The sequence below is a fragment of the Rhizobium changzhiense genome (genome assembly GCF_013087625.1).
Lineage (GTDB): Bacteria > Pseudomonadota > Alphaproteobacteria > Rhizobiales > Rhizobiaceae > Rhizobium > Rhizobium sophorae.
In genome coordinates, this window is the sequence record NZ_JABFCQ010000010.1 from 19146 (window position 1) to 36275 (window position 17130).

At 61.8% G+C, this 17130-nt stretch carries 19 protein-coding genes; 8 read left to right on the forward strand and 11 right to left on the reverse strand.

The window, feature by feature from the left end; genetic code table 11:
• The first annotated feature begins 47 nt into the window (after positions 1-47).
• Positions 48-845, forward strand: a complete 798-nt coding sequence (locus G9X68_RS30445) for an SDR family NAD(P)-dependent oxidoreductase (protein WP_171605550.1) — start codon at positions 48-50, stop codon at positions 843-845.
• A gap of 57 nt (positions 846-902) precedes the next feature.
• Here the strand turns inward: G9X68_RS30445 and G9X68_RS30450 are convergent, their stop codons facing one another.
• The 8 genes from G9X68_RS30450 to G9X68_RS30485 all read right to left on the reverse strand — a co-directional run bounded on the left by G9X68_RS30450 (position 903) and on the right by G9X68_RS30485 (position 8024).
• Entirely contained in the window at positions 903-1877 is a 975-nt protein-coding gene (locus G9X68_RS30450; protein WP_171605551.1) for a threonine ammonia-lyase, read from the reverse strand.
• A gap of 155 nt (positions 1878-2032) precedes the next feature.
• Positions 2033-3769, reverse strand: coding sequence for a gamma-glutamyltransferase (gene ggt / locus G9X68_RS30455; protein ID WP_171605552.1), 1737 nt, complete (start codon positions 3767-3769; stop codon positions 2033-2035).
• A 239-nt stretch (positions 3770-4008) separates the two neighbouring features.
• Complete coding sequence (locus G9X68_RS30460; protein ID WP_171605623.1) at positions 4009-5085, reverse strand: alpha/beta fold hydrolase; 1077 nt, start codon at positions 5083-5085, stop codon at positions 4009-4011.
• 114 nt (positions 5086-5199) lie between these two features.
• A complete protein-coding gene (locus G9X68_RS30465) occupies positions 5200-5835 on the reverse strand; it encodes a tetratricopeptide repeat protein (protein WP_171605553.1) in 636 nt (211 codons plus the stop codon).
• A 110-nt stretch (positions 5836-5945) separates the two neighbouring features.
• The gene (gene ykgO, locus G9X68_RS30470) at positions 5946-6071 is read right to left on the reverse strand and encodes a type B 50S ribosomal protein L36 (RefSeq protein WP_003566454.1); all 126 of its coding nucleotides are present in this window, start codon (positions 6069-6071) and stop codon (positions 5946-5948) included.
• Between the two features lie 163 nt (positions 6072-6234).
• On the reverse strand, positions 6235-7311 hold the full coding sequence (locus G9X68_RS30475) for a 5-(carboxyamino)imidazole ribonucleotide synthase (protein WP_171605554.1): 1077 nt from the start codon (positions 7309-7311) through the stop codon (positions 6235-6237).
• Positions 7308-7802: a 5-(carboxyamino)imidazole ribonucleotide mutase gene (gene purE / locus G9X68_RS30480; protein ID WP_011653459.1), complete on the reverse strand. Its 495-nt coding sequence runs from the start codon at positions 7800-7802 to the stop codon at positions 7308-7310. Before purE ends, G9X68_RS30475 begins: the two co-directional genes overlap by 4 nt.
• A gap of 18 nt (positions 7803-7820) precedes the next feature.
• A complete protein-coding gene (locus tag G9X68_RS30485; RefSeq protein ID WP_171605555.1) occupies positions 7821-8024 on the reverse strand; it encodes a YdcH family protein in 204 nt (67 codons plus the stop codon).
• Between the two features lie 228 nt (positions 8025-8252).
• On the opposite strand from G9X68_RS30485, the gene G9X68_RS30490 reads away from it, so the two are divergent.
• Positions 8253-8426, forward strand: a complete 174-nt coding sequence (locus tag G9X68_RS30490) for a YdcH family protein (protein ID WP_003542831.1) — start codon at positions 8253-8255, stop codon at positions 8424-8426.
• A gap of 206 nt (positions 8427-8632) precedes the next feature.
• On the opposite strand, the gene G9X68_RS30495 is transcribed toward G9X68_RS30490, so the two are convergent.
• Together G9X68_RS30495 and G9X68_RS30500 are read right to left on the reverse strand one after the other, a co-directional pair.
• On the reverse strand, positions 8633-8893 hold the full coding sequence (locus G9X68_RS30495) for an ArsR/SmtB family transcription factor (protein WP_003542830.1): 261 nt from the start codon (positions 8891-8893) through the stop codon (positions 8633-8635).
• 123 nt (positions 8894-9016) lie between these two features.
• Positions 9017-9781 (reverse strand): sulfite exporter TauE/SafE family protein, encoded by a 765-nt coding sequence (locus tag G9X68_RS30500; protein WP_171605556.1) that lies wholly within the window; start codon positions 9779-9781, stop codon positions 9017-9019.
• 107 nt (positions 9782-9888) lie between these two features.
• Here G9X68_RS30500 and G9X68_RS30505 point away from each other — a divergent pair, with 107 nt between their 5' ends.
• Positions 9889-10542 (forward strand): thiamine phosphate synthase, encoded by a 654-nt coding sequence (locus G9X68_RS30505; protein ID WP_171605557.1) that lies wholly within the window; start codon positions 9889-9891, stop codon positions 10540-10542.
• 10 nt (positions 10543-10552) lie between these two features.
• Entirely contained in the window at positions 10553-11635 is a 1083-nt protein-coding gene (locus tag G9X68_RS30510; protein WP_171605558.1) for a tetratricopeptide repeat protein, read from the forward strand.
• 135 nt (positions 11636-11770) lie between these two features.
• Here G9X68_RS30510 and G9X68_RS30515 read toward each other — a convergent pair whose 3' ends face one another.
• Positions 11771-13513, reverse strand: a complete 1743-nt coding sequence (locus G9X68_RS30515) for a chemotaxis protein (RefSeq protein WP_171605559.1) — start codon at positions 13511-13513, stop codon at positions 11771-11773.
• Between the two features lie 341 nt (positions 13514-13854).
• On the opposite strand from G9X68_RS30515, the gene G9X68_RS30520 reads away from it, so the two are divergent.
• The 4 genes from G9X68_RS30520 to G9X68_RS30535 are packed head-to-tail and all read left to right on the forward strand — an operon-like array spanning position 13855 to position 17112.
• Positions 13855-14184 (forward strand): STAS domain-containing protein, encoded by a 330-nt coding sequence (locus G9X68_RS30520; RefSeq protein ID WP_171605560.1) that lies wholly within the window; start codon positions 13855-13857, stop codon positions 14182-14184.
• The gene (locus G9X68_RS30525) at positions 14181-14549 is read left to right on the forward strand and encodes a response regulator (protein ID WP_003552634.1); all 369 of its coding nucleotides are present in this window, start codon (positions 14181-14183) and stop codon (positions 14547-14549) included. Before G9X68_RS30520 ends, G9X68_RS30525 begins: the two co-directional genes overlap by 4 nt.
• Entirely contained in the window at positions 14546-16606 is a 2061-nt protein-coding gene (locus G9X68_RS30530; protein ID WP_171605561.1) for a chemotaxis protein CheA, read from the forward strand. The genes G9X68_RS30525 and G9X68_RS30530 overlap by 4 nt, the downstream gene beginning before the upstream one ends.
• Positions 16603-17112 (forward strand): chemotaxis protein CheW, encoded by a 510-nt coding sequence (locus G9X68_RS30535; RefSeq protein WP_171605562.1) that lies wholly within the window; start codon positions 16603-16605, stop codon positions 17110-17112. The genes G9X68_RS30530 and G9X68_RS30535 overlap by 4 nt, the downstream gene beginning before the upstream one ends.
• Positions 17113-17130 lie beyond the last annotated feature (18 nt).

Consider the following 17130-nt stretch of genomic DNA (forward strand, 5'->3'; position numbering starts at 1 on the left):
CTCATCAAGCGCAAGGCATCGGGCCGGCGCATGCGAGGAGATAGATCATGATACAGGAACATAAGGGCACGGCGCTTGTCACCGGCGCATCCTCGGGCATCGGAGCAGTCTATGCGCACAGGCTGGCAAAGCAGGGTTATGACCTGATCATCGTTGCCCGCAACGGTGAGCGGCTGAAGGCCTTGGCAAGCGGACTGACTGAGGAGACGGGCAGGACGGTCGAGACCGTTGTGGCTGACCTCGGCAACACGGCCGACCTCGCCCGTGTCGAAGGCGTGCTGAAGCAAGACCGGAGCATCACGCTTCTGGTCAACAATGCCGGCGTTGGCGGAACGGCGCCGCTGCTCGCCGCTGATGTCGACAAGATGCAGAAGATGATCGAACTCAACGTGACGGCGCTGATGCGACTGACCTATGCCGCCGCTCCCGGTTTCGTTGCCCGCGGCGGTGGCACGATCATTAACATTGCTTCCATCGTCGCGATCGCGCCAGAGCGCCTGAACGGCGTCTATGGCGCCACGAAAGCCTTCGTGCTCGCCTTCAGCCAGTCGCTGAAGCATGAACTGACGGAGAAGAACATCCGTATACAGGCCGTGCTACCGGGCGCCACAGCGACGGAATTCTGGGGCATTGCCGGCACGCCGATAGAGCATCTGCCGAACGAGATCGTAATGTCGGCCGAAGACATGGTCGATGCCTCGCTCGCCGGCCTTAAGCAGGGTGAGTTCGCAACGATTCCGGCGCTTGAGGATGCAGGCTTGCTTTCTGCTTACGAGCAGGCGCGCCAGGCATTGATTCCGAACCTGTCTCGCAGTGTGCCGGCCAAGCGTTACAAGCTGGCATAATGGTTTGCTGACAAAAACCATCCGCGGCATATGCTGCGGATGGTTGGGGCACTTACCTCAACCGAAGCGTTCCAAGGCGGTGGAGAAAGTATCGGCATCGACGTTGCCGCCCGATGTGACGGCGACGATCGTGTCGCTTTCCAGGGCGTCGCCATGGAAGAGGGCGGCAGCAAGCGCAACGGCGCCGCCGGGCTCGACGACGATCTTTAGCCGTGTGAAGGCGAGTGCCATGGCGCGCAGCGCCTCCTCGTCGGTGACGACGATGCCGGCGCCGGCGAGGCGTTTGAGGATCGGGAAAGTGATGTTGCCGGGCTGCGGCGTGACGATCGCATCGCAGATCGAGCCTGATACCGCCGCGTTGCGTTCGATCTTGCCGGAGGCGAGCGAGCGGGTGGTGTCGTCGAAATCCTTGGGCTCGCAAGGGCGGACGCGAAAGCCGGGGGCGCTGGCTTCAAGGGCGAGCGCAATGCCGGAGGTCAATCCGCCGCCGCCGCAGGGAACGAGGACTTCGGCTGATGTCACGCCCTCCTCCCCAGCCTGCTCGGAGATTTCGAGACCGGTCGTGCCCTGACCAGCGATGACAAGCGGTTCGTCGAAGGGCTTGATCAGTGTCAGGCCGCGCTCGGCCGAAAGCCTTGCGCCGATCTCGTCGCGATCCTCGTTGACGCGGTCGTAGAGCACCACCTCGGCACCGAAGGCACGGGTGTTGGCAATCTTCAGCTTCGGCGCATCGCTCGGCATGATGATGACGGAGGGCACGCCGTGCAGCTTGGCCGCAAGCGCAACGCCCTGGGCATGGTTGCCGGAGGAGAAGGCGATGACGCCCTTCGAGCGCACCGCCGGATCGAGGCCCGAGACCGCCGACCAGCCGCCGCGAAATTTGAACGAGCCGGAATGCTGCAGACACTCCGCTTTCACGAACAGACGCCGGCCGGCGATCTCATCGAGGAAAGGGGAGGAGAGAAGCGGTGTGCGCCTTGCATGACCGCGCAGACGGGCGCGAGCTGCGACAATCATTTCAATGCTGGCCATTCGGGAATCTTTCTGCTTGCGAGTTCGCCCATGCATAGGGCGCGGCAAGCCAATTGTGAACGGCGACTTTGTCACGGTGACATGAATGGTGCCACCGCTGCGTCTTGAGCCGCGTTGCGCTTCCGCCGACTGTTTGATCAGGCGATCGCGAACCGTCAGTAGCCGCTTGCCGACCCTTCTGCCGCGCGGCTGTCCATGGCGCCGTTATAGCGGGCACCGCCACCCTTTTCGATGGCAGCAAGGCTTTTGCCGCCGACGAGGATGCCGGCGGCCTGGCCCCATTGCGGCGCGTCATTGCCGCCATCGAAGCTGTAGCCCATGGCGGCAAGCGTCTTTTCGGTATCGGGCGAAAGCGCATAGGGTTCGAGAAAGACTTTGTCGGGCTGCCATTGGTGGTGGAGGCGCGGGGCATTGACCGCCTGGCTGATATCCATGCCGAAATCGACGACATTGAGGATCGCTTCCAGTGTGATGGTGATGATGCGCGAGCCGCCGGGGCTGCCGATCACCATAAAGGGTTTGCCGTCCCGGGTGACGATTGTCGGGCTCATCGAGGAGAGCGGCGTCTTCTTCGGGGCGATGGCATTGGCCTCGCCCTGCACCAGTCCGTAGAGGTTCGGCACGCCGGGCTTGGAAGTGAAATCGTCCATTTCGTTGTTCAGCAGCACACCGGTGCCGGGCGCTACGACGCCGGCACCGAAGGAGCCATTCAGCGTATAGGTGACGGCGACCGCATTGCCCTCGTCGTCGATGATCGAATAATGCGTCGTCTCGTTGCTTTCCTTGCCGCCGAGCGGTTTCAGGTTCGCCGAGGTGCCGGCCTTGTAGGGATCGATCTTGGCGGCAATTTCCAGAGCATATTTCTTGTCGAGCAGCTTTGTGACCGGGTTCTCGACGAAGTCGGGATCGCCGAGTGCTGCATTGCGGTCGACATAGGCATAACGCATCGCCTCGACCATGATGTGCACGGTTTCGGCCGAGTTATAGCCCAGATAGGAGAGCGGATAGCCTTCGAGAACATTGAGGATCTCGCAGGTGATGACGCCGCCGGAGGAGGGCGGCGGCGAGGAGATGATGTCGTAGCCGCGATAATTGCACTCGATCGGCTTCAATTCGCGCACGGCATATTGCTCGAAATCCTCCTTGGCGAGGATGCCGCCCTTGGCCTGGCTCGCCTCGACGATCGCCTCGGCGGGCGCGGCCTTGTAGAAGGCGTCGGGGCCTTTTTCGGAGATGCCTGACAGGACTGCGGCAAGGTCCGGCTGCTGGAGTTTTTCGCCGGATGCATAGGGTTTGCCATCAGGTTTCAGGAAGATCTTTGCCGTGGCTTCATCCTTGGCGAGGCGCTTGGCGTTGCCGGCGAAACTTGCGGCGTCGCCCTGTTCCAGCGTGAAACCTTCCTTGGCGAAGCGGAGCGCCGGTGCGATCAGTTCTTCGCGCGGTTTGGTGCCGTATTTCTCGCGCGCGGTCTCGAAGCCCATGACGGAGCCCGGCACGCCGACGGCAAGATAACCGTCGAGGCTGGCGCGCGGCACGATATCGCCCTTGGCATCGAGATACATGGTCTTGGTGGCGGCAAGCGGCGCGCGTTCGCGAAAATCGAGGAAAGTCTTGGTGCCGTCCTTCAGGCGGATGGTCATGAAGCCGCCACCACCGAGATTGCCGGCCGAGGGATAGACGACCGCCAGCGCATAACCGACGGCGACCGCCGCATCGACTGCATTGCCGCCGCCTTTCAGCACCTCGACGCCGACATCGGTCGCCAGATGCTGGGCGGTGACGACCATGCCGTGCTCGGCTTCGACGGGCGCAGGCGAGGCGGCAAAAGCCGAGGTCAGGCTCAGCGACAATGCTGATATGACGGAGATCGTCCCGATATGCAGGCGGCTCATGATTTCCCCTCCTATGGACAATGATGGAAAAACATATGGGACTGCCTGGGCCCGAGGCAATGCAAGGGGTTGGCTTTAAATCATGTCGCGCAAAAGCGTGCGCCGGGTTTACGACGACGATATGCGTAAAAACAAAAGTTAAAGCGTCAGGAGTTCGGCGAGTTTCCGGTTGGTGTCGTCGTCAGGCCGCGGTCGAAGGACATGCGGCCCTTGGCCGGATAGTGATACAATTCAATATGCTACAGCGTGTTTTGCGCGTCTGAAAAGACACGCGGCGCAGCAGGCGCCAGCGCCGGCGCGGTTGCGACCGTCCGATCGCGTGAGGTGGCGGCAAGCCTCGCTTCGGCCTTGCGGGCGATGGCCTGCAGGTCGCGCGGCTTGCCGGCGATCTTTTCCATGGCGGCGATGGCGACATCGGTCGCGAGATAATCCGGTTTGTGGCCGACGCCCCTGACGGTGATGAGTTCGGAACCTGATATATCGCGGGCAAGGCCGCGCGAATGCAGGTGCTCCCAGACGATCTCGTCGCGGTCGCCCGTTATGATGACGGTCGGCGCGGTGATCTGCGAATAGAGCAGCGACTGCTCCTTCACATAGGCGAGCAGTCTTTTGAAATCGGCGGCATTGTTGTGGAAGGCGCTGGGGCGCAGCACCAGCGACGGACCGGTTTTTTCGATGTAGTCGGCCGGGCGAGGATTGGGACGGAAGACATTCAGCGTGCCGCGCTCCAGCCGGCTCAGCCCGAGCGGCACGACGATCGCATGGTTGAAGAGCCAGCCGACGATCGGCACTGTCGCCACATGATAGTACCAGTCGATGCCGCCCGGCCAAGGATGGGTGGCGGGCGCGAGGAAGAGTAGGCCGGCGGTCTTGTCAGGATGGCGCAGGCCGAAGGCGGCGGTGATCGCGCCGCCGAAGGAATGGCCGACGATGATCGCCTTCTCGATGCCACGCTTCTCCATCAGCCTGGCGATCGCATCTGCCTGGCCGGAGGGGACGGCGTTCTCAGGGCCGCCGCGTTCGGAATAGCCATGACCGGGACGATCGACAAACAGCATTTCCGCTCGGCCTTCGAGTGCGGCGCGGAAGGCAACGACCTGGTCGAGCAGATTGCCGCTGGCACCGTGAATGAAGACCAGCGCCGGCAGATCCGCATTTTCGGGACGCTCGACGTGGACGGCATTCATGCGGTAGCCGCCGACATCCGTCAGTTCGCCGATATTCGGATAGGCGTGTTCGAATTGCCGCGCCTTATAAGTGGAGTAACCGATAGCGGCGGCGAGCGGGGCGAGAAGAGCGGAAACTTCTGCAAGCATGATCTCAACGAGCGATAATTGCGGGACGTCCTGCGAGCGGACAACCGCCACATCGTTCCCTCTCTATTCTAAAATTGTGCAGCGTGATCCGACGTCAAGATCGCTGACCGGGAATCAGGTGCGGTTGCCGGCAAGTTTTTCCGCAAGCGTGTTGGCCTGTTCCTGCGCGGTGCGTTCGGCGGGATAGATATCGAGAAAACGCTCCCACGCCTTTAAGGTCAGCTGGTCGTTGCCGGAATTGCTGAGGATCGCCGCCATGCCGGAGAGCGCGCCGAAATGGCGCGGCTCGAGATCGAGCACACGTTCGATGTCGGACATCGACTTGCGATAATTTCCCATGACGAAATTCAGCGTGGCGCGGCGGTTCCAGCTTTCGGCATAATCGGGCTTCAGCGCGATCGCTTCATCGAGGAAATCGAGGGCGGCCGGATTGCGCTTTTCCTCGATCGCCTTGTCGGCCCACTGCATCAGCAGATTGATGGTAGCGCTGCCGGAATCGTTCCATTCCATGCGGATTTCATTGGCGATGCCGCTGGCCTTTTCGGGATCGCGTTCACGCTTCAGCTGGCTGAAGAGCTGGTCGATGTGCTGCTTCGGCGAACTGTTGGCATCCGCCTGCTCGACGATGACGTCCTTTTTCGCGGCGGCAACGGGCTCTTCCGCGGCGGCGGCCGGAAAGGAGGAGGTGAGGAAAGTGAGGGCGAGCGGCAGCGCCGCTGATGTCAAAGCAAAAAAGCGCATGGCGGACATATTAGCCCGCCAGCGCTGAAGATCAAACAAATTTGACGTGATCACCGGAGCGACCCACCGGATATCTGCCGGCGCAAGCGCACGCGGCAGGGCGATCCGGACGCGCGAAATCAGCCCTGACGAGCCTTGAAGCGCGGGTTCAGCTTGTTGATGATGTAGATGCGGCCCTTGCGGCGAACCAGACGGTTGTCACGGTGACGAGCCTTGAGCGACTTGAGCGAATTCTTGATCTTCATTTTTCTGATCCGCGATCTCTATGGGGGAATTCACATTCGCCCGTATCTTTAACAATCAAAAGCGCGCCATCGGGCGCGCTGTTTAGGTGGGGAGCAGATACCTCTTCACCTTTTCCGTGTCAACCACATGAAGGTGTTTTTCCCAAGGCGTCGCGGTGTTTTCTCAGGCTAAAACCGGCGATTTCGGCGTCAAGGTGGTGACATGGCCCATCTTGCGGCCGGGGCGCCACTCGGTCTTGCCATAGAGATGAACCAGCGTCTCGGGGCGCCGCAGCCAGTCGGGAACGGCAAGGATATCGTCGCCGATCAGGTTCTGCATGACGCAGTCGGAATGGCGCTCGGCATTGCCGAGCGGCAGGCCGGCAACGGCGCGGATATGCTGCTCGAACTGGCTGACGACGCAGGCGGCTTCCGTCCAGTGACCGGAGTTGTGGACACGCGGCGCCATCTCGTTGGCAATCAGACCGCCATCGGCAAGCACGAAGAATTCGATGCCGATGACGCCGACATAGTTCAATGCGGCAAGGATTTTCTCGGCCGATTGCCGCGCGGCGTCCGCCGCCGGCGCGGAGATCGCGGCGGGAACCGTCGAGGTGTGGAGGATACCGCTGCGGTGGACATTCTCGGCGGGATCGAAGCAGACGACCGTACCGTCGGTAGCGCGGGCAGCGATGATCGAGACCTCTCGCTCGAAGGCGACGAAGCTTTCGAGGATGAGCGGCACGCCGCCAAGTGCCGCATAGGCGCCGTCGGGGCTGTCTGCGGCCGAGCGGAAAACCTTCTGGCCCTTGCCGTCATAACCGAGACGGCGGGTCTTCAGCACGCCCTGGCCGCCGAAATCCTTCAGTGCCGTTTCGAGATCGGCCTGGCTGTCGATCGCATGGAAGCGGGCAGTGGTTATGCCACAGCCGTTGAGAAAGCGTTTTTCGACGAGACGGTCCTGGGCGGCTTCCAGCGCCTTCGGCGGCGGATAGACGGACACGCGCGCCGACAGCGTTTCGGCGGCTGCAACGGGCACGTTCTCGAATTCGTAGGTGACGACGTCGCAGATATCGGCGAGTTCGGCCAGTGCCGCCGGATCGTCATAGGCGGCGGTAATCTGCCGGTTGGCGAGCTGGGCGGCCGGGCAGTCTGCCTGCGGCTCGAGGATGACCGTGCGAAAATTCAACCTGGCGGCGGCAATGGCCAGCATGCGGCCGAGCTGGCCGCCGCCGATAATGCCGATCGTTCTTGCCGTCATAGATCGTCCATCGGGTATTCGGCGACGGCAGCACTCTGGCGCTCGCGCCATTCGTCGAGCCGGTCGGCGATCTCTTCGTCGGAAAGGGCAAGCACCGCGGCGGCGAGAAGGGCGGCGTTGACCGCGCCGGCCTTGCCGATGGCGAGCGTACCGACAGGAATACCGGCCGGCATCTGCACGATGGAAAGGAGGCTGTCCTGGCCGGACAGGGCTTTCGACTGGACCGGCACGCCGAAGACCGGCAGCGGCGTCATCGCGGCGGTCATACCCGGCAGATGGGCGGCGCCGCCGGCGCCGGCGATGATGACCTTGAAGCCCTCCGCGCGTGCGCCCTTGGCGAAATTGACCAGCCGGTCGACTGTGCGGTGCGCTGAAATGATGCGCGCGTCATAGGGAATTTCCAGCGCCTCCAGCGTGTCGGCGGCGTTTTTCATGGTCTCCCAGTCGGACTGGCTGCCCATGATGATGGCGACGGGCGGTCTGTCTGTCATCGTTGCTGCTCTTCCCTCTCAGGCGATGATGTCAGGGATGATCTGATCTTCCAGCTTGGAGAGCTTGTCCTTGATAACGAGCTTCTTCTTTTTCATGCGCTGGATCCGCAGAGCATCGCATCCGGTCTGGATCATGGCGTTGATCGCGGCGTCGAAATCCTCGTGCTCCTGGCGCAGACGCGCCACCGTGAGCCTGATTTCCGCCTGTTCCTGATCGGCCATATGCATTCCCCGTTATCGTCCCTGGACCTTGTCCGATCTGGCGATGATTTCCGCAAGCTCCTATCACCAAATACAGGTAACGGCTAGTTAGTCTTGATCATGAAATTGCCATCCAGTCTTCATCTTTTGGCCTTCGACAAGCCTTCAAAAATGTGTCACAGTCCCGCCCGTTGACACCTTGATCCCCGACGATGTTGGCCGGGGAGGGTAAGAGGAAGGAAGGGTCATATGACTGTTCAAGCTCATCTTGAGTCACTCCAGAAAAAGCATGTCGCTCTCGAGGAGGAGTTGCACGCGCTCAGAACATCTCCCTCTATTTCCGATACGGAACTTGCCGAATGCAAGCGCCGCAAGCTGCGCATCAAGGACGAGATTCAGCGTCTTAAGTCATCCGTCCACTAGTCTTCCCAAGGGTCGCCGGGCGATCATCTTGCGCAACAAGGTAAATCCATCCATTCCACCAAAAATTTGCAAGAACCGGTGATTTGACACCATATTTGCGCCAGTCCGATGCATCCGGCATCGTGGCTGGCGCTTTTGGGTCGCCACATCTCACATCGCATTCCTTGTGATTTGCATCGTATTCCCAAATCTCATGGGAACGTGCATCAGGCCCAGAACTGATCCAGCCACAAATTGAGCTTGTCGAAGCCGCGGTTGTTGACCGTGTAGATGCGTTTGGTGCCTTCCGAGGTCACGGAAACGAGATTGCTGTCGAGAAGCGCCTTCAGGTGCTGCGAAACAGCAGGACGGCTGATCGGCAGGCCTTCGGCGAGCTCATTGACCGTCCGTGGCGCGCGACGCAATTCCTCCAGCAGAAACCGCCGGTTCGGATCGGCAATCGCAGAGAACGGGTCTGTGTTCGACATGGCGGCAACGCTACGTCAAACAGGCCGTGCCAGCAAGGAAATTGTGCATTGCAGCGTGCAGCCATTCAAAGTGCTACAGCGTCATTTGCGCTCTTGAAAAGACGCGCGGCGCTGTAGGGCCGCTTACCAGCCAAAGCCCTCGCGCAGGATCAGGAAGGCGGCGATCAGAGCCATTGCATACATGAAGGGGTAGAAGATCTGTGGCTTCATCCGGCGCACGCACCAGGCGCCGGCAATGGTGGCGAGCGGGGCGAAGGGCAGAAGCGTTGCGGAGGTCGCAAGGTTCTGGGTGCCGAGTTGGCCGAGCGCGAAATAGGGGACCAGCTTGATGGCGTTGAGGATCGCGAAGAAGCGCACGCTGGTGCCGGTATATTCGCGTGGCTGCAATTTGAGCGGCAGGGCATAGATCTGGAAGGGTGCGCCGCCGGCATGGGCGACGAAGCTGCCGTAACCGGAGAATGTGCCCCAGAGGCTGGCTGCTACCGACCGCTGGCCGCGCGGTGGGGCCACCTTGCCGGCGCCTGGGCCGAAATTGCTCCAGAAATAGCGCAGGCAGAAGAGGATTGTCACCGCGCCGATGACGATGCGCAGCATGTTGCCCGGAACCAGCGCCGAGGTCGCCCAGCCTAGCGCAATGCCGAAGACGGCGCCCGGCAGCATGATCTTCAGCGTCGTCCAGTCGCCATGCTTGCGCCAGATGACGAGCGAGATGACGTCCATGAAGACCAGGATCGGCAGCAGGATCGCCGCCGCCTCGACCGGCGAGACGACGAGGGCGAGGAAGGGCAAGCCGATCAGCGACAAAGCGTCGCCCATACCGCCCTTTGCGAGGCCCACCAGCAGAACGGCGGGCACGGCGGCGTAGTAGAATGAAAAATCCTGCGGCATGCTTTCGACGTCCTCCTCTTGCAAGCCTCGTCTAACGGAACTACTCACACAAAACGAGTGCGGATCCCTCATTTCGAAGGGGAATTCGCAGGAAACGGAAAGACCCCATGACCGAACCGGAAAACCGCTGCCGCCTTGTGCTCATCGCACCTGATATCGCCGATGCCGATGAACAGGCAAAGATCGTCGCCGACGCGCTGAAGGGCGGCGATGTCGCCTCGGTGATCGTGCCGCAATACGGGCGCGACGACGGCACCTTCCAGAAACATGCCGAAAAGCTGGTGCCGTTGATCCAGGACGCTGGCGCCGCCGCGCTGATAGCAGGCGACAGCCGTGTCGCAGGCCGGGCGAAGGCCGACGGCCTGCACCTTTCCGGCAATGCGGAGGCCCTTTCGGAGGCGATCGACAAACATGCGCCGAAGCTGATCGTCGGCGGCGGCAACGCGGCTGACCGCCACCACGCGCTGGAGATCGGCGAAGTCAGGCCGGACTATATCTTCTTCGGCAAGCTCGACGGGGACATCAAGCCGGAGGCGCATCCGAAGAACCTGGCGCTCGGCGAATGGTGGGCCTCGATGATCGAGATTCCCTGCATCGTCATGGGCGGTACCGATCCGGCTTCGGCGCTCGCCGTCGCCGAGACCGGAGCGGAGTTCGTGGCGATGCGGCTGGCGGTCTTCGGCGAGCCCGCCCGGGCGCCGTCCGTCGTTGCCGAGATCAATGCGTTGCTTGACGAAAAAGCGCCACGGTTTGAGGATTGAAATCGCGCTCATGCCGATCCCGCCCGCCCGTCTTTTGAAATATCTCCTCGCCGGCATGGCCGCCTTCCTTGCGGCCGGGCCGAATGTTGCCTTGGCGCAGGCGCCGGACAGCGTCATCAGCCAGCCGGACACGGGGCCGGCTTCGACCTTCCGCACCGACCGGCCTTCCAGCCCGGGCGTGCAACCTTCCGATGGTGTCGGCGTATTCGACCGCATGGGCGCGAAGCTGCCGGACCTGCCGCCGGAGAAGGATTACAAGGGGCCGATCGACGAGGCCTACGGCGCCTTCCAGCGCGGTTATTACCTGACGGCAATGGACAAGGCGCTGCCGCGCGCCCAGCTCGGCGATCCGGCGGCGCAGACGCTGATCGGCGAAATCCTCTCGCAGGGCCTCGGCGTCAAGAAGGACGTGAAAAGCGCTGCCTTCTGGTACGGCAAGGCGGCCGAAGGCGGCGATGCGGCGGCGATGTTCAAATATGCGCTGATCCTGATGGAAGGCGAGGGCGTGCCGCGCGACAAGGTCAAGGCCGACGACTACATGCACAAGGCGGCCGAAGCCGGCAATCCTTCGGCGGAATTCAACTGGGCACAGCTTCTCATCGCCGACAATCCCGGCGAGAAGGGACTGAGGCTGGCGCTGCCATTCTATGAGAAATCGGCCGAGCAGGGCATTGCCGACTCGCAATATGCCGTGGCGCAGATCTATGCGACGCTGAAGGACCTGCCGGAGGAAAAGAAGAAGCTCGCTCGCGAATGGATGGCACGCGCGGCGCGCGCCGGCTTCGACACGGCCCAGCTTGATCTCGGCATCTGGCTGGTCAACGGCGTCGGCGGGCCGAAGGATTACGTCAAGGGCTTCGAATGGCTGAAACTTGCCGCCAATGGCGGCAATGTCGCCGCGCAGAACAAGCTCGCCCATCTCTATATCAACGCGATCGGCACGGCGCCCAATCCGATCGAGGCGGCGAAGTGGTACGTGCTCTCACGCCGGGCCGGGCTCGCCGATCCGGCGCTCGAGGATTTCTATCTCGGCATCGAGGACACCCAGCAGAAGGCGGCGATCGACGCCGCCAACAAGTTCCGGCGGCGATAGCGACCGCTTGGCGACCCGGCCGACGAGGCGGACGGGCTATTGCATAATCCCTTAAATCTGAATCGATTTGGGCATTATGCTGCTACAACATCCTTTGCGCGTCTGAAAAGACGTGCGGCGCTGTCGCGTTCCAACCTAAAAAAGCGCATCGGCGAAAAGGTCTTCATCGTTTTCGGCTTTGGCGGTTTCGGCGGGAGCGGAGGTGCTGTCCTCGCTCGCCGGAATGATGCCGCGATGAATGCTGCGCTCCTGGACCATCGTATAGTGCTTGAAGATCTTGCGGTCGAGCGGCGCGATCGTCTCGGCGAGATCGGAGATGTCGGCGACATCGGTGCCGGCGACCCCTTCGAGCATATCGGCGCAGCCGGCAAGGACTTCGCCGAGATTATGCTGGAAATCGAGCTTGCCGATCAATAGGCTGATCTTGTTGGCGACCTCGCGACCGTTCTCGGCGAGCACCTTCAACTCGTTTTCCATCACGTTGGCTGCAGAGCGGATGTTGCCGACGGCCGAGGTCAGGCTTTCTCCGAGATTGCCGGCTCCGGCATCCGTGGCGGGGGCGACGCGCCCGGCCGCAGCTTCGAGCGCCGGCAGGCCGTTGACGATGGCGTCGGCGGAATCGTCGAGCTTGCCGGCGAAGATGCGCAGCTCGGCGGTGACGACGTTGATCGACTTGCCTTCCTCGCCGAGCCGGCTGCAGCGCAGGTTGGTATTCAAAGCCATATAGTGAATGTCGGTCTTGACGGCGCGGATGTTGCCGATCGCTTCGGAGAGCTTGGCGGCCGTACCGATCGTCGACTGGCTTACCTGGTCAGCCTGGCGGCTTGCCGTGTCGACCTGCTTGACGATTTCATGGGCGGCTGAAACGCTGGATTCCAGCGCGCGCATGAAGTTGCCGCCGGCCTCGCCACCCTCACCGCTCATCTGATCGCGCAGCTTGAGAATCTCCCGCATGTCGTGGTCGAAACTCGCGATCGTCTTGACGACGTTTTCGGAATCCCGCTGGAAATTTGCGCACATGTCGCTCATCTGCGCCGCTGTCAGATGGTGAATGACGTTCTGGAGGCGCTGGCGCGCGTCGGCATCGAGCCTCGCGCCATCCTCGCCGGCAAAAAAATCTTCAAGCAGCGAAAAGGTGGCCTGCACATGCTCGATGCGCTGGCGGGTGATATCGCCGATCTGCAGGGCAGACAGGGTCGAGGCGACCTTACTTTGGACGGCGCGGGCAATTGCGCCGACCTCGCGGGCGATGACGCCGAGATCCTTGCGATGTCCGGCGATCTTGGCGGCATCATCGCGGAGCGCTGCCGCGACGGCCGGAACGGTATCGGCATAGCCCTTGGAAACACCGGCGCCAAAGGAGGCGGCGAGCTTGACCTCCTTATCGAGACTGTCGAGGTGCGTGGCGAAACGGTTGACCTCATCGGTGCCGGAATAGATGCGCTCCAGGATCTCCTGAGCGAAGCCGGCGAATTCGGCAAGGCCGGCACCGGTGATCTTCACGGTCACCGCGAAGGTTCTGAGATAACGCATCGTCTCCTGCATGTCGGCGACGTGCTTGCGCAGTTCCCTGCCGGTATGCGCCAGCGAAACGAGCGCCTGCTGCCGGTTTTCCTCGGTGACGGGCAGCGCCATCAGGCTCTCCACCGTGGCGCGGAGATCGGCGCTGGTGTCGCTCGCCTCCTTGTTGTCAAGCGTTGTGGTGACGCTCTCGAGCGAGTTCAACAGACGGTTGAGGACATCCATCACCGAGAGCAGCACGGTGCCGCCTTCGAGGAAACGTTCCTCGACCTGGCTCCGAGCAGATTCCAGGGTCTGGCTGATGTCCCGCCCTGATGTGTAGGCTGCAGCGTTCGGTGATACCAGAGCGTGTGCCACTTTTATACCTTTTCTTAATATACAGGCAATTCGACTCTATTTTTACGGGCAGGATGGAAACGTCCGGTAAACGCGCCGGGACTCGCCAGCGTTGTGATTAACGAAAGATGTTGATGGTGTGTCGGTGAAAGCCTAACGCTCGGCTTTATGATTCAACATATTGTTTTTATTTTATTTATTTCTAAATTTTGAGGGAAAAATACAACTTATCCCGGATGAGAATTGGGAGTCGCGGAACGTGCTATACGGCAGTTTCCTACAACCGCTGTTTACTCTGCATTAACGCTGCCGTGAGAGTCCTTTTAGGGTCATCAAGTATTTTTCTGGCCCAGGAGGCTGCATTGGATACTCAGAAACAATATTACGAATCTATAAATTTCCCGGACGTGCTCACTATTCGTAACATGTCCGAACTATATTCAAAGATTACTGATGAATTTCATAGCAATGATACAATCACCATCAACATTCCCGAAGGCGCGGAAGCGGATCTGAGTTTCGTTCAACTTATCGAATCCTCGCGCCGCCAAGCAAAGGCCAAGGGAAAGACGTTCAAACTTTCTTCTCCGGCCAGCGGCTCGGTGCTGAAGGTACTTGAGCGCGCCGGTTTCATCGAATCCTTCGATCGAGAAGACGCAAATTTCTGGTTGCATAAAGAGGTGACGTTATGAGTGCAAATATCCTGACTGTCGACGATTCCGCCAGCATTCGTCTGACCACCAAAGTCACGCTGACCAATGCCGGCTATAGCGTCACCGAGGCGGTCAACGGGGCAGAGGGCCTCGCAACGGCCAAGGGAAGCAGCTTCGATCTGATCGTAACCGATCTCAACATGCCTGTCATGGACGGTCTGACGATGATCGAGGAACTGCGCAAGCTGCCGGCGCAGGCCGGCGTTCCGATCATCTTCCTGACGACGGAATCGGACGCCGATCTCAAGGCGCGGGCCAAGGCCGCCGGCGCGACGGGCTGGCTGACCAAGCCGTTCGACCCGGAAAGCCTGGTGAAGATCGTCAAGAAGGTTCTCGGACGATGAGTACGCTCGATCCCGTCGCCGTATTCCGCACCGAAGCCGCTGAATGCCTCGAAGCGATCGAGGCCGGTCTTCTCGACCTGACCCATCAGCTCGACAATATGGATCTCGTCGACGCCGTGTTCCGCGGGCTCCACACGCTCAAGGGCTCCGGCGCGATGTTCGGTTTCGAAGCGCTCGCCGCCTTCACCCATCATTGCGAAACAGCCTTCGACCGTGTCCGCAAGGGCGAGGTCGCGGCGACCAGCGAACTCGTGGCCGCCGTTCTCGCCGCCCAGGACCACATGCGTGCTCTGGTCGACCAGCCGGACGCCGATCACGGCGATACCGGGCATAAGCTTCTGGCGCAGCTGCAGGCTGCCGTCGGCGGCAAGGAAGCGGCGCCAGCAGCGGCGGCTGCTCCCACCCCCGCCGCCATTCGCGAGGCAACGGCGAAAAAGAAAAACAGCTCGCGCATCCGCTTCAGCCTGCCCGCCAATTCGATGGCCAACGGCACCAACCCGCTCGGCCTGCTGGACGAGCTGCGCGATCTCGGCGAATGCACCGTGCGCGCCAACACCTCGGCCATTCCGCCCCTCGACGAGCTCACTCCGACGGAACTCCACATTTCCTGGGACGTGACGCTGACCAGCGAGCAGGACCGCTCGGCGATCGACGACGTCTTCATCTTCGTGCTCGACGACATGGAACTTAGCGTCGAGGAGATCGACGGCGCGGCAGCGGCACCCGCAGCACCCGCCGCACCGGTCGAGGAAGGGGCAGTGCCCGCCCCGGTCGCGGCGGCATCGGCGCCGCCCGTTCCGCCGTCCGCCGTCCCGGAATTCCGTCCTGTCGAGGCGGTTCCGGCCAAGCGAGAGGCGCCCGCCGCCGTCAGCCAGGCGAAGGCGGCCGAGAATGTCCGCGTCCCTGCCGAACGCCTGGACGAGTTGATGGACCGCGTCGGCGAGCTCGTCATCGCGCAATCGCGCCTCAGCCAGCTCGCCAGCGCCAGCACCGATATCGCGTTGCGCTCCGTCTCCGAAGAAATTGAACGCCTCTCCGGCGAATTGCGCGACACGATGATGGTGCTGCGCATGGTGCCGGTCGCCACCCTCTTCTCGCGCTTCCGCCGCCTCGTCCACGATCTCGCTCGCGAGACCGGCAAGGTGATCGAACTGGTGACGGAGGGCGAGAGCACCGAAGTCGACAAAACCGTTATCGAACGTCTGGCCGATCCGCTGGTGCATCTGGTGCGCAACTCGATCGATCACGGCCTCGAAATGCCTGCCGACCGCCTTGCCTCCGGCAAGACCGAAGCCGGCACGGTGACGCTTTCGGCCCGTCAGGCCGGCGGCGAGGTGATCATCGCGATCAAGGACGACGGCCGCGGGATCAATCGCGAACGGGTTCGCGCCAAAGCGGAATCCTCCGGCCTCATCCAGCCCGGTCAGCCGCTTTCCGACGCCGAGCTGCTGCAGCTGATCTTCGCCCCCGGCTTCTCGACGGCAGCCGCGATCACCAATCTGTCCGGCCGCGGGGTCGGCATGGACGTGGTCAAGAAAACGGTCGAGGCGCTCCGCGGCGCGATCGACATCGTCAGCGTGCCGGGACAGGGTTCGGAAGTGTCGCTGCGCATCCCTCTGACGCTCGCTATCATCGACGGCCTGCTGGTGCGCGTCGGTTCCGGCCGCTACGTCATCCCGCTTTCGGCGGTCGAGGAATGCCTCGAACTGTCGCTCGAGGAAGATCTTCGCTCGCGCGGCCGCAGCTTCATCTCGCTGCGCGACAGCCTGGTGCCGTTCCTGCGCCTGCGCGACCTCTTCCGCACCGGCACCAAGCCCGATGTGCATCAGAAGGTCGTCGTCATCTCGACCGGCACGGAGCGCGTCGGCCTGGTCGTCGACCAGATCATCGGCGACCACCAGACGGTCATCAAGTCGATGTCGAAACTGCACAATAACGTCGCGACCTTCTCGGGCGCCACCATTCTCGGCGACGGCAGCGTCGCTCTCATTCTCGACGTCGGGCACCTGGTGGCCGCGGGTCAGCAACAGGAGGCGCAATTGCGCGTAGCAGGATGAGTGCAACAGCAGTAGCTGAACGATTTGACAATCACTGGAACTATGCCGAGGAAGTCGAGGTCCTGACCTTCGATCTCAACGGCGAAACCTTCGCGCTGGAAGCGGTCATCGTCCAGGAAATCCTGGACCTGCTTCCAGAGACCGCGGTGCCGGGCAGCCAGCCTTTCGTCGCCAGCGTCATCAACTTTCGGGGCAAGGTCATTCCGCTCGCCGATCTGCGTCTCGCCTTCGGGATGGAAGCAGCAGAGGCGACGATCGACAGCCGCTTCATCGTCATCGAGATCGATCTGCAGGGCGAGCCGACGCTCGTCGGCCTCAGGACCGATAAGGTGAACGAGGTGACGACGCTTGCAAAGTCCGCCAGCGAGGCGCCGCCGAGCGTCGGCATGCGCTGGCGCGCCGATTACATCAACTGCCTGGTGAAGAGGGGCGGAGAATTCATCATTCTCCCCAATCTGCAGGCGATCTTTTCATCGAGGCACGACGCGGCCGGGGCCGCCAGCTGATGTCGGCCGAGTTAAATT